Source organism: Halobacillus halophilus (assembly GCF_020171985.1).
In the GTDB taxonomy this organism is placed as follows: domain Bacteria; phylum Bacillota; class Bacilli; order Bacillales; family Halobacillaceae; genus Halobacillus; species Halobacillus halophilus_A.
Genome location: NZ_JAIVAL010000001.1, coordinates 340638 through 353250, shown reverse-complemented (window position 1 = coordinate 353250; position 12613 = coordinate 340638). Strand labels below are relative to the sequence as shown.

At 40.1% G+C, this 12613-nt stretch carries 11 protein-coding genes; 8 read left to right on the top strand and 3 right to left on the bottom strand.

Features of this window, described 5'->3' with window-relative positions; genetic code table 11:
• Positions 1-64: 64 nt before the first annotated feature.
• The 6 genes from LCM11_RS01775 (at position 65) to nth (ending at position 4701) form a co-directional block, all read left to right on the top strand.
• Entirely contained in the window at positions 65-235 is a 171-nt protein-coding gene (locus tag LCM11_RS01775) for a YpmA family protein (protein WP_065814010.1), read from the top strand.
• Positions 189-722 (top strand): DUF5590 domain-containing protein, encoded by a 534-nt coding sequence (locus LCM11_RS01770; protein ID WP_224892570.1) that lies wholly within the window; start codon positions 189-191, stop codon positions 720-722. Before LCM11_RS01775 ends, LCM11_RS01770 begins: the two co-directional genes overlap by 47 nt.
• 17 nt (positions 723-739) lie before the next feature.
• Complete coding sequence (locus tag LCM11_RS01765; protein ID WP_224892569.1) at positions 740-1924, top strand: pyridoxal phosphate-dependent aminotransferase; 1185 nt, start codon at positions 740-742, stop codon at positions 1922-1924.
• Positions 1925-1945: 21 nt separating this feature from the next.
• Positions 1946-3238, top strand: a complete 1293-nt coding sequence (gene asnS / locus LCM11_RS01760) for an asparagine--tRNA ligase (RefSeq protein WP_014643486.1) — start codon at positions 1946-1948, stop codon at positions 3236-3238.
• Between the two features lie 79 nt (positions 3239-3317).
• Positions 3318-4022, top strand: coding sequence for a DnaD domain-containing protein (locus LCM11_RS01755; RefSeq protein ID WP_224892568.1), 705 nt, complete (start codon positions 3318-3320; stop codon positions 4020-4022).
• 10 nt (positions 4023-4032) lie between these two features.
• Positions 4033-4701 carry an endonuclease III gene (gene nth, locus LCM11_RS01750; protein WP_224892567.1) on the top strand — a complete coding sequence of 223 codons (669 nt, stop codon included), beginning with the start codon at positions 4033-4035 and terminating at the stop codon, positions 4699-4701.
• 34 nt (positions 4702-4735) lie between these two features.
• Here the strand turns inward: nth and LCM11_RS01745 are convergent, their stop codons facing one another.
• Together LCM11_RS01745 and recU are read right to left on the bottom strand one after the other, a co-directional pair.
• A complete protein-coding gene (locus tag LCM11_RS01745; protein ID WP_224892566.1) occupies positions 4736-7426 on the bottom strand; it encodes a transglycosylase domain-containing protein in 2691 nt (896 codons plus the stop codon).
• The gene (recU, locus tag LCM11_RS01740; protein ID WP_224892565.1) at positions 7427-8038 is read right to left on the bottom strand and encodes a Holliday junction resolvase RecU; all 612 of its coding nucleotides are present in this window, start codon (positions 8036-8038) and stop codon (positions 7427-7429) included.
• Between the two features lie 485 nt (positions 8039-8523).
• Here recU and LCM11_RS01735 point away from each other — a divergent pair, with 485 nt between their 5' ends.
• Together LCM11_RS01735 and LCM11_RS01730 are read left to right on the top strand one after the other, a co-directional pair.
• Positions 8524-8784 carry a hypothetical protein gene (locus LCM11_RS01735; protein ID WP_224892564.1) on the top strand — a complete coding sequence of 87 codons (261 nt, stop codon included), beginning with the start codon at positions 8524-8526 and terminating at the stop codon, positions 8782-8784.
• Between the two features lie 58 nt (positions 8785-8842).
• Positions 8843-9199, top strand: coding sequence for a YppE family protein (locus LCM11_RS01730; RefSeq protein ID WP_224892563.1), 357 nt, complete (start codon positions 8843-8845; stop codon positions 9197-9199).
• Positions 9200-9410: 211 nt separating this feature from the next.
• Here LCM11_RS01730 and LCM11_RS01725 read toward each other — a convergent pair whose 3' ends face one another.
• A complete protein-coding gene (locus LCM11_RS01725; RefSeq protein WP_224892562.1) occupies positions 9411-12485 on the bottom strand; it encodes an efflux RND transporter permease subunit in 3075 nt (1024 codons plus the stop codon).
• Positions 12486-12613: the final 128 nt, after the last annotated feature.

Here is a 12613-nt window from a genome sequence, read left to right as displayed (position 1 = left end):
GTTATACTAGGAAGGCCCTGAGTAAAAGATAAAAATATTATTTCTGAATGATGGAGGTAATCATGTGGAAAATAAAGTAGAAACCCTTTCAACGGTCCGTATTCAAAAGTCTGACGACCTATATAAAATTGTGGATACTTTAAACCGTACCTTGAAAGATAAAAATCTAATGTTTGGGTTGGCGCTTGATGATGAGGACAATGAAACCGCAGTCTTCACGATTTACCGTACCTAGCTGGCTGAAGTGGACCTTTATAATTGCTGGAGTCCTCCTCCTTCTCAGCGGGGCTTTAGTTGTATGGATGTATGTTAGTATTAACAAGGACCTTCACGCTGGCGAGGATGCAGCTCGAAAGATGGCGCTGAACCGGACTGAGATCGCTACAGTTGAAGAAGTGAGCATATATCACGGAAAAAGTAGGGTACATATTGTGAAAGGAAAAAACCAAGATGGTAAAGATGGACTTGTTTTCATCGATTTGTCTAAAAACGAAATCCTGAATGAACAAATGAACCTTGAAATGATAACTGAGTCAAAGCTAAGGCAGAGCTGGAGAGCTGATTGTCAAAATTGTACATTTAAAAATATCCAATTAGGTTACGAAGAGGAAAATCCAGTTTATGAAATTACGTATGTAGATACACAGAATCGATATGTATTTGATTACTTTAATCTAAATGGAGAACGATTTGATCAGCGATTTGCCTTTAAACAAAATTAAAAAAGGAGTGGATCATAATGGAATTAGCTAACCGTGTTCAATCCCTTACGCCTTCTAGTACCCTGGCGATCACAGCACAGGCTAAGGCTTTAAAAGCAGAGGGGCATGATGTGATAGGTCTAGGTGCAGGTGAGCCTGACTTCAATACACCCTCCCATATACTAGACGCAGCTAAGAAAGCAATGGATGAAGGCTTAACAAAATATACACCAGCTGGCGGAATACCTGAATTAAAGAATGCTATAACTGCGAAATTAAAACGAGATCAAAACTTAACCTATACGAATGAGCAAATCATTGTTACTACTGGTGCAAAACATGCTCTTTTCACCCTTTTTCAAGTGTTGTTGAATAATGAAGATGAGGTTATCGTTCCTGCTCCATACTGGGTTAGTTACCCCGAGCAGATTAAATTAGCGGAAGGGAAGCCTATAATCGTGCCGGCTGATGAGTCAAATGACTTCAAGATTACGCCTGAACAATTGAGGGCTTCCATCTCTGAGAGAACGAAAGCCATTGTCATAAATTCACCAAGTAATCCCACTGGAATGATGTATTCAGAAAAAGAACTGAAAGAACTGGGTCAAGTTTGTCTTGAACATAATATTTTAATTATTTCGGATGAAATTTATGAGAAGCTGGTTTATACATCTGAGAAACATGTTTCCATTGCTCAATTATCCGATGAGCTTTATAATCAGACCGTTATCATTAATGGAGTTTCTAAATCTCACTCCATGACAGGCTGGAGAATAGGGTTTGCCGCCGGTAACAAATCTATTATAAAAGCTATGTCCAACATGGCGTCTCACTCTACTTCTAATCCAACCTCTATCGCGCAGTATGCCGCCCTTGCTGCCTATATGGGGAGCAATGAAGAGGTAAATGAAATGAGAGAAGCATTTAAAGAGCGACTGGAGGTTCTTTACAAAAAACTCACATCCATTCCAGGCGTAGATTGTGTAAAACCTTCAGGCGCCTTCTACTTGTTTCCGAATGTACAAAAGGCGGCTGAAGCAGGTGGTTTTTCAAATGTAGATGAATGGGTTAAAACCCTTCTTGATCAGGAAAAGGTAGCTTTAGTTCCTGGTTCAGGATTTGGAGCTCCTCAGAATGTTCGTTTATCCTACGCTACTTCGTTAGATCAACTTGAAAAGGCAGCAGATAGAATTAAACAATTTGTACACAATCATCAATCTTAAAGATAAGCTGGAGGTATAAGCGTGAAAACAACAATTTCTCAAGTTTCAAAACACCTTAATGAAGAAGTTACGATAGGAGCATGGCTTGCTAATAAGCGTTCAAGCGGAAAAATTGCTTTTCTTCAGTTACGGGATGGAACTGGATTTATGCAGGGTATCGTAGTAAAGGCCGATATAGGGGAAGATAAATTCCAGGAGGCGAAAGCACTTACCCAGGAATCCTCCATGTATGTAACAGGAACAATTGTAGAGGATACAAGGTCTCCATTGGGATATGAAATGCAAGTGACAGATTTTGAGATCATTCATGAAGCTGTGGACTACCCAATCACACCTAAAGAGCATGGCACTGAATTTCTAATGGATCATAGACATTTGTGGTTACGCTCTAAACGCCAGCATGGAGTTATGAAGATCCGTAATGAAATTATTCGGGCAACATATGAATTCTTTAATGAAAATGGATATGTGAAAATTGATCCCCCGATTTTAACCGGATCTTCGGCTGAAGGCACAACAGAACTATTTCATACTAAATACTTTGAAGAAGATGCCTATTTGTCTCAAAGCGGTCAGTTATATATGGAAGCTGCAGCGATGGCCTTTGGTAAGGTGTTCAGCTTTGGACCGACATTCCGAGCTGAGAAGTCAAAAACCCGCAGGCATTTAATTGAATTTTGGATGATTGAACCTGAAATGGCATTTATGGATCACGAAGACAGTCTTGAAGTTCAGGAGCAGTATGTGTCTCATGTTGTACAATCTGTACTCAAAAACTGTAAAATTGAACTGGAAGCGCTTGGACGCGATACCGGTCAGTTAGAAAAGATTCAAGCTCCATTTCCTCGCATAAGTTATGATGAAGCTATCCAGCTTGTGAAGGAAAAAGGATTTGATGACATTGAATGGGGTGATGATTTCGGAGCCCCTCACGAAACAGCTATAGCAGAAAGTTATGATAAGCCTGTTTTTATTACGAACTACCCGGCAGAGATTAAAGCCTTTTATATGAAGCCTGACCCAGCTAGACCTGAAGTTGTTTTGTGCGCAGATTTAATAGCCCCTGAAGGTTACGGTGAAATTATCGGAGGGTCTCAGCGAATTGATGATTTAGAACTTATGAAACAACGCTACGAGGATCACGGGTTGACAGGTGATGCTTATAATTGGTACTTGCAGCTTCGAGAATATGGAAGTGTACCTCACTCTGGATTTGGGCTTGGATTGGAACGAACAGTAGCCTGGATCGCAGGCGTTGAACACGTGCGTGAAACTATTCCATTCCCTAGATTGTTAAATCGACTGTATCCTTAAGTACGGGAAAAAACACCGATTACCCGCCTCCTGGCGTTATCGGTGTTTTTCTTTGAAATCATAATCGGGAGTGAATCGTATGGCTAAGTATCAAAGTTTTCAAACAATGATAGACAATCAAATGATGATACCGAAGCAATTGTTAACGGATTACCAAAAATTAGGCATGGGAGAAAGAGAACTTCTCTTACTTCTTCAGCTTCACCGTTTCAGGGCGGATGGGAATTTATTCCCAACTCCTGAGGAATTAGCCCAATATCTATCTGTTTCCAGTCAAGAATGTTCACGCATTCTTCGCAGTTTGATTCAAAAGCAGTTGCTGCAAATTGAGCAACAGCAGAACGATCAACATGTTTTGACCGAGTGTTACTCTCTTGAACCTCTTTGGGATAAGTTATTTAGCTACACACCTAGACGGAGAGAAGAAGCCCAGGAGTTTAACGAGAACATATTTCCATTGTTTGAGCAAGAATTCGGAAGACCATTATCTCCTTTTGAGATAGAAAATATTAATATATGGCTTGATGAAGAACAACAATCGCCTGCTTTAATTAAAGCTGCCTTACGGGAAGCGGTATTAATGAGCAAACTAAATTTCAAGTACATTGACCGCATCTTAAGGGAGTGGAAGAGAAAGGGCGTCCACACAGTCGAGCAGGCACGTGAGCAGGGAAAGCAGTTCCGACAGGGCGGAAACAATAGCTCAAGGAATAAAGAAGAGGAAAATACGCAAAAAAAACGTGATGTATCTTTATACTACAATTGGTTAGAGGAGGATTCATAAAAAGCCTATTATGCTGAATAAAACACAAATACGTTATTGTTTAGATGTTTTTAAACAGATGTTTCCTGAGGCAGAATGCGAATTAAACCATTCGAACCCCTTCGAATTGCTCGTAGCTGTTGTTTTATCTGCTCAAGCAACAGATTCACTTGTTAATAAAGTCACACCTGAATTGTTTCAAAAATACAGGACACCGATTGACTATATTGAGGTACCGCTCGAGGAATTACAGAATGATATTAAACGGATTGGTCTTTATCGTAATAAGGCTAAAAATATTAAGAAGCTTTCTCAAACTTTAGTGGATCAGTTTAATGGTCAAGTTCCGCCTACCAAAGAAGAATTAGAAAGTTTAGCAGGAGTGGGCAGGAAGACGGCCAACGTCGTAGCATCAGTAGCATTCAATGAACCCGCAATTGCAGTGGATACTCATGTCGAGCGTGTTTCCAAGCGGTTAGGCATATGCCGCTGGAAAGATTCCGTTCTTGAAGTGGAAAAGACGCTGATGAGAAAAGTTCCAAAAGAAGAGTGGAGTGTTACTCATCATCGAATGATTTTCTTTGGCCGCTACCACTGTAAAGCTAAAAGACCAAATTGTGAAGAATGCCCTTTGTTGGTTTTATGCAGAGAAGGCAAAAAACGAATGAAAAAACAAGATCCAAGAGATCAACCAGAATGATAAAAAAGCGAACTCCGAAATGGAGTTCGCTTTTTTAAGCAGCTTCGTCAGTAGATTCTTCGTCCGTATTAGGCTGCTCAGGGGCAGGTTCTTCAGGGTTTTCTTCATTATTGCTGTCTTCAGAACCTTCATCATTACCGTTGTTACTGTTATTCCCGGAATTTTCTGAGCCTTGATCCCCGGTTTCCTGATTGCTTTCTTCTTCACTATTCTGTTCCTGATTATTCTGACTATCTTCCTCATTACCTTGCTCAGGGGCAGGAGCTTCTTCATCTGTATTTTCTTCTGGAGGAGTTCCTTCTTCATCGGCTGGGGCATCTTCATTATTTTCCTCTGGAGCCTGTTCTTCAGGATTTTCTTCTGTAGAAGGCTCTTCCTCAGGAGACTCCTCTTCAGGAGTTTCTAATGGATTTCCCTGAACTCCAGGTACTTGAACTCTTTCTCCAGTGGATTCACTGCTTTCGGCTTCACCACTTTCACTTACAGCTTTGACAGCAAATTGATAGGTTGCCCCTTGCTCAACATTAGAAACGCTGGCACTTTTATCTTTTGTCGTAGTTAATTCTCTATAATCCCCACCATCAATTGATACGGAGACTTGAAATGAAACGTCTTCTGTATCACCGTAGGACCAGTTTAAGTCAATGGAATTTGAGCTTTCGTTATATTTTCCTGTTAGAGAACCGACAGGGTCCAGCTGTTTAAATGTCTTAGAAACCTTAGATGGCTGGTTATCAACGTGAAATAGCTCTGTCACGACACGACTCTGCGGTGTATTCGAACTAGGAAGCTTAGCTGGACGAGACCCCTCTTCAACTTCGACTTGTACAACCGATTCCGGCTTATTAAAGTCAGCTGTTTCTTTACCTTCTGATAATTGAGTCATCAGCGGTTTGAAGATCTGTTTTGGTATATCTTTTCCAGCCTGTGATAAACCTTTCATGTCGTTATAGCCGGTCCATATGGATATAGAGTAGTTGGTTGTGTATCCATTAAACCAGGAATCTGGTGCAGTATCCCCGCGGTTTGTCGTTCCGGTTTTTCCGGCTTCGGGAAGACCGGAGACGTTAGCTGCCTGTCCAGAGCCTTCTGACATAGTAGTCTGAAGCATGTCACTGATCATGTACGCGGTATAGCTGTCCATGGCTGATTTTGGTTCCGGTTTAGTATCCCGTGTATCTTCGCCTGGTACTTCAATTTTTCTCACCGTGTAAGGCTCATTATATACGCCCTCATTCCCAAAAGCAGCGTAGGCTCCAGCCATTTGCAGAGGGTTTACACCAGTTGCTCCGCCACCAATGGCCTCCGCAGGCTGAGGATTAACAATGTCTATCTCCAGTCCTGATGCAAATTCTACAGCCTGGTCAATACCTACATCCTGCAAAGTTTTGATAGCAGGAACGTTGAGAGATCGGCTTAAAGCATATCGGGCTGAGACCCAGCCTCTAAATCGATTATCAAAGTTATTTACTGCTCTTCCGTTTACTTCATATTCTTCATCTTTAATTTGATGATAGGTAGAGATTTTGTCGTACTGAATCGCCGGACCGTAAGCCATAATTGGTTTAAACGTTGATCCAGCCTGCCTTGAGATATCTGTGGCATAATTTAAATTACTGCCCTGGTAATCGCGGCCGCCTCCAATCGCACGAATCGCTCCGGTTTTTGTATCTGTGACAGCCACACCTGTCTTCAATTCATCATCCGGCCAGGAGATAGGGCCATCGCTACTCAATAACTCTTCCACTGATTCTTGAGCCTTTGGATCAAGAGTGGTATAGATTTTTAATCCATCTTTGAAAATGTCTGCGCCGTCCATTTTAGCTTCTACTTCTTTTTTAACTTTTTTAATAAAAGCATCATATGGTGTTTCTTTTTTATCAGTCTCCGTCTTATCTATCATATCCTCTACGTTTGTTTTTCTAGCTTCCTCGGCTTCTTCTTCTGAAATTTTTCCATGCATAACCATCAGATTGAGCACCGTATTGATTCGATCTTTTGCAAGATCGGGATTTTCAAGTGGATTATAAGCCGATGGACGCTGAGGCAGGCCCGCTAACAGAGCTGCCTGCGGTAAAGTTAACTCACTTAAGTCTTCTTTTCCGAAATACGTTTTGGCAGCTTCCGCAACGCCATAAGCACCTGCTCCGTAATAGATTTTATTCATATACATTTCCAGGATTTTTTCTTTTGAATATTCCTGGTCCAGTTTGATAGCTAGATACTGTTCCTGTACTTTTCTTTCAATCGTCTTTTTGCTCGTTAGAAAGGATCTTTTAACCACCTGCTGGGTAATGGTACTTGCACCTTCAGCGCCGAACCCGCTTGTAATGTTAGCTCCTACCGCTGCTACTATTCTTCTGAAGTCTATACCGATGTGGTCGTAAAATCTCGAGTCCTCTGTAGCGATCACCGCGTCTTTAAGGACTGGAGGAAGATCGTCGTATGTTACTTTGGTTCTTCGTTCTGCCCCAGCTAAATCTGTAATCAGGTTATCATTCATATCGTAAACTTTTGAAGAGAAAGGAGTGGATAATTGCGATTCATCTAATTTAGGAGCACTTGAAATATAATAAGCGAACAATCCTCCAGTACTGATCATTAATACAAGACCAACGATTAAGATGGTTAATAATATTTTCTTAAATAACGGCTTTCCTTTCTTTTTCTTAGAAGCCTTCATCTGATTTCTTCTTGCTGTACGTGATTGGCTTTCATTTGCCATTTAGTTCTCCTCCAATTCAGAAATAAGCTTATCCAGAGCAGCAGCGTAATCAACTCGTGCCTGGAAATGGAAAGGAATGTGGTAACCTTCCTTTTTAATAAAAGCGTAGGGAATTGATTTTCTTCCGCCTTTCCACTGCTCATCCCAAAATATAAATAGTTGCTTGGAAGGAAGTAAATATACTTCCTCAAGCGGAGCAAACTTGATGATCATAAAAGAGATGCCACCTTGTTGATCCACTGCTTTCATATGGTCAATTTGGTGTTGATGGACGTTGCTTAATGGAAATGACGTCTTATTTCTTGTTTCTTTAGCTTCGAAATCAATATACTTACCGCGATAAACCCCATTAAAATCTGTGGTAGAAGCCTGCTTAAAATAGGCTTCTTTTATTACAGCAGCACTTCTTTTGGGATAATCCACATTAACAATCTGGACAGGGGTTGGTTTCTTATGAACTACTGCGATTTGAGACTCTAAGTAGTATTGGTTCGTTACACTGATATCTTCTTCCAGCGTCATTCCACGATTGCTGAACGTAGTCTTTTTTTGCTGTAAAGGTGTGGAACCTTTTTTTGCATTAGCCGACCGTTTTCCATTGGGATATTTCATTCATTATACCTCCCTGCAGCCATGAGAGTATCATACCAAAAAATGACCTCCAAGGATATATGTGAAGACTTCAATTTTTTAGACGTATAGACAACTAAAAGGTTTCATTTATTTTAAGTATTCGACAAAAAGTTCAAATCATGGACAATTATACCATTTATTTTCCGAACTAATTATTCTATTCGAAAAAAATAACTTGTTTAAGGGGGATTAAAAAAAGCTGCTGCTAATTAATTCAGCAGCAGCCCTTTTATTAAGTGGATGGACGGTTTTCACCAGCAAGCTTCGGGTTATCTGTTTTCGCGGGTTCAGGTTTTTTAGGCTTTTGTTCTTTCTTTCTTGGCATAAGAAGTCCTCCTTTACTGTCGAAGGTATTTGTTCAATTTGACTTGTTTTGTAGCATTAGTTCTAGTCTTGTCATTGAGGAAGGAGTTATACATAAACAGGAGAATTAAAAGGGTATCAGGGTAGAGGAGGAGATGAATGTGCAAATATATCGCACTTCTTCAGAATTCGAGGAGCAGCTGCTTAAGTTGAAAGATAAAATGTCAGGTTTAAAGCATCAGGTAGCCATAAAAACGGATGAGACGATATTTAGTATGGCTGTAGCCCATAGAAAAGAAATGGATGATCTTTATGATGGATTATTTCATTTAAAACAGCAGATTGAAGAAGTAAGGCTTGACCAGGAAGCTCAAGTTAGAGAGAATTATCATCTGCCAAAGGATCAAGTTTCAGCTATATGATTCGTTGATATAAAAGATCTTATCGTGGTAAGGTAAACTAAAAAGGTGTGAACATATTTTGGCTTTAGAAAAACATACAAAAGATTTGAAACAACTGATCGATCAACTCCATACTCAATTTCTTGAAACGGAGGGTCCCGTCGATAAAAAAAATCACGCTTTTTTTGAAAAAGTGAAGGAAGAAACCTCACCTATGTTTGAACTTAACCGTGTGTGGAGTGAAGAAGCTGAAGAGTATGTGAAAAATCGAGGGGCAAGCGTACATCCTAATCAGATTAAGTCTACGAGTGAAAATATCGAGATGATCATTTTGCACAGCTATTATGTGGATGTACACCGTAAAAGGTTTAAGGAACTTTATCAATCTGTTCACTACGTTCTGGATATGATATTGAACGATATAAAAAACAGCTAGTAAAGCTAGAAGCCTCAGTGTAGCCACTGAGGTTTTTTACTGGTTTACGATGGTTTTCATAAGAGGGGAGAGGCTGATAATCTTCGTTGAAATAGGTTTGATGGGGGTGAATAGTAAAGGACAATTCGAAGCTTACAATATAAAAAGCTGCCGGGGCTGCCGGCAGCTAAGTTTTTCTAGTAATGTTAATTCTTTTTAAAACATAGAAGCTTTATTCGTGTGTTGTTTTCTTTCCCGTAATTTTTACGATAATTAAATAGAAGGCAGGTACGAGTAACAGGGTGAGTATAGTTGAAAATAATAAGCCAGATACAATAGATACCGCAAGTGGCTTAAATAAGACATCCCCTGTGAAAATAATCGGCGTCAAAGCTGCAATTGAAGTGAGAGAAGTAAGGACAATTGGTCTAACTCTGGCACGCCCGGCTTCTATAACAGATTCAATCGTAGACGAATAGGTTTCTTTATTCTGCTCAATAAATTCAATCAATATAACAGAATTGCGAACAACAATACCCGATAATGAGACAATTCCCAGAACGGCTAAGAAACTTAGTGGCTCGCCGGAGACGAATAGACCAATAATAGCTCCTGTAACGGCCAAAAATACAGTTCCGGTTATTAATACTGGCATTAATAACGAGTTGAATTGGATTGCGATGGTCAAGTAGATCAGGAATAAGACGATTACAAACAGTTTAGCAACTTCAACAAAGAACTCTGTCTGGGCGTCTGTTTCTCCGCTTTCCACAAGAGAATAACCTTCTGGTAAGTCTTCTTTAATGGCAGATACAATATCATTCGCCTTACTAGTAAATGCTTCTTCAGCACCCTCTTTTGGATAAGCTTCGACCGTAATGGTACGTTCGCCATCCAGATGAGGAATAGCCCCAACCTGTTCTACCTCTTCCTCGGAAATGAGTTCATCTAAGGAGAGGGAAGCAGGTGGTTGACCTTCACCTGGATTCTGCTGGCTGACCACGGTTAAATTTTCTAAATTAACCCCATCTGGATCTCCGTCATCAAGTATAATTTCCAGAGGTAGACGTTCCACCCCATTATCAAAGGTTCCAAGGGGCACCCCTGTGTTAGCAAGCTGAAGCTGAGAAGTAATCTGACTGATCGGTATATTATTATCCGCTAGCTTATCACGGTCTGGATTAAATTGTGTAAATGGTTGTCCGGCTCCAGCATTAATGGTGGCAATTTCTGCTTCATCGATGTCGGCGAGCCGATCCCTTGCATTTCTCGCTTCCTGGATGAGCGGCTCTAATTCTGGTCCCTGAATTTTCACCTGAACCGGTGGGGATGGAGGAGGACCAGACACGATGGTTTCCAGAAATACTTCTGCATTTGCAAACTCTTCTCTAAGAGGCTCTTCCCAATCATTAATGAAGGTAGATGCGCTGGTTTCTTCACGATCTACTCTAACTAAAAGCTGCCCTGTATTCTCGCCTGAACGAGTCAGGGAGGAATTGAAAATACCAGGAAGTCCTGTACCCGTATAGATCGCGGATTCCGTAATATTATCTTCCTTACTAGTTAAGAAGTTATTCATTTTTTCAAGCTGCGCTTGTGTTTCTTCAATAGGCGTTCCCTGAGGATATTCCACCGATATCGTCACTTCTGGACGATCTGCAGAAGGAAAGAACTCAAATGGAATGCGAACAACAAGTGTGGCAAGCAGGGCGCATAATATTAAACCTGTAAGCGCAGTAAGCCATGGTTTTTTAGTAGTCTTAGGCAGAATGGAATCTGCGTAAACACGTTCAATCCAATTAAAGAACCCGCCAAGTAGACCTGCTTTTGATTTTTTCTGCTTTTTCTGCCTGCGTTTTCTTGCATATTGAACGGTTGGGACAAAAGTTAAAGCAATAATAGTTGAAGCAAGGATCGTAAAGATTAGCACGGTAGGCAAAGCCCGAATAAAATCACCGTTTGACCCTGATAAGAAAGTTAATGGAAAGAAACTGAAGATGATCATAAGCGTAGAGGTAACAATCGATTTTCTTACCTCTTTAATTCCGCGTATAGTACCTTCTAAAGGACCATCCCCAAGCTGAAATCTTCGCTGAATATTATCATTAACCACAATCGCATCATCCACAAGTATTCCAATAGCAATAATCATTCCAATAATGGAGATCTGATTTAAATCTACTCCTACATAAGGGAGTGGAATAAGTCCAATAATAATGGAAATCGGAATTGACAAAGCTACCAGAATAGCAGAAGAAATAGGTAACCCTAACACCATAATGACAATTACTGCAAAAAAGGAGATGGAGAACGAAGTAATTAAATTTGTAAAGACCTCTTCTATAATTGTACTTTGAGTGTAGAATTGATCCACCTCAATAGCAGATGGTAATTCGCCAGAGAGGGTATTAATTCTAGAGGTGATACTATCCTGTAAAGCAGATATATTTACTCCTTCCTTGGCTAGTATTGTTACTGATAACGCGGCTTTTCCATCATAAGAGATCAGATCATCTACTTCTTCGATGATCACATTGATAGATCCTATATCTTCAATAGTTATACTTTCACCTTCATTATTTTGACCAATGGATAGTTGAGATAACTCATCAATATTGGAGTATTTATCAAGGATAAGCTGATAAATTTTGTTATCTTCCTGCTCAGTTCCTATGGCCGCAGGTGCAATTTCGTTCTGGATAGATGAGATGACCTGTGAGGGAGATAATTGATTTTCTTTAAGCTGATTATTATCTAAACTGACGGATACTTTCTGCCCAGGCAAGCCTTTAATAAGAATAGACTCTACGCCGGAGATTTCAGTTAATTCTGCCCGCCAGGTTTCTAATGTATCTCTAAGATTATATAGGTCTTCCTCATTGTCAGCGAGTAAATGATAGGAAGCGACAGAGGACGAATTAAGGTCTGTATTTACATCAGGATCCTGTACTTCTTCGGGGAACCCGCGTGAAACGTCAGAGACCACCTGTCGAATTTTTGAATTCACTGTATTCGGTTCAGCGTCCCCGGTAAGTGTAGTGGTAATAGAACCAAAACCAGTGGTGGACGCTGATGTGACTTGGTCTACCCCTTTAATGTTTAATAATTCTGTTTCCAATGGATTAATAACGGTTCGTTCTACTTCCTGAGGAGTGGCCCCTGGGAATACGGTAGAAATCGATGCTACATTAACATTAATCTCGGGGATTTCTCTTTTTGGGAGCTGAAGATAAGTAAAGATACCTGTGAAAATTAACAGAATGATGAAAACCCAGATGATCTTATTGAATTGCAGTATTTTGGACATCTCTTTTCCTCCTTATTACCTAAAATATTAATCATCTATTTTATGTGATTATATCAAGTATAAACTTTTTTTTGACACATGTGTCAAATATTAATGTCCTGAATGTGTTTTTAAAAGAGATTTTTTCA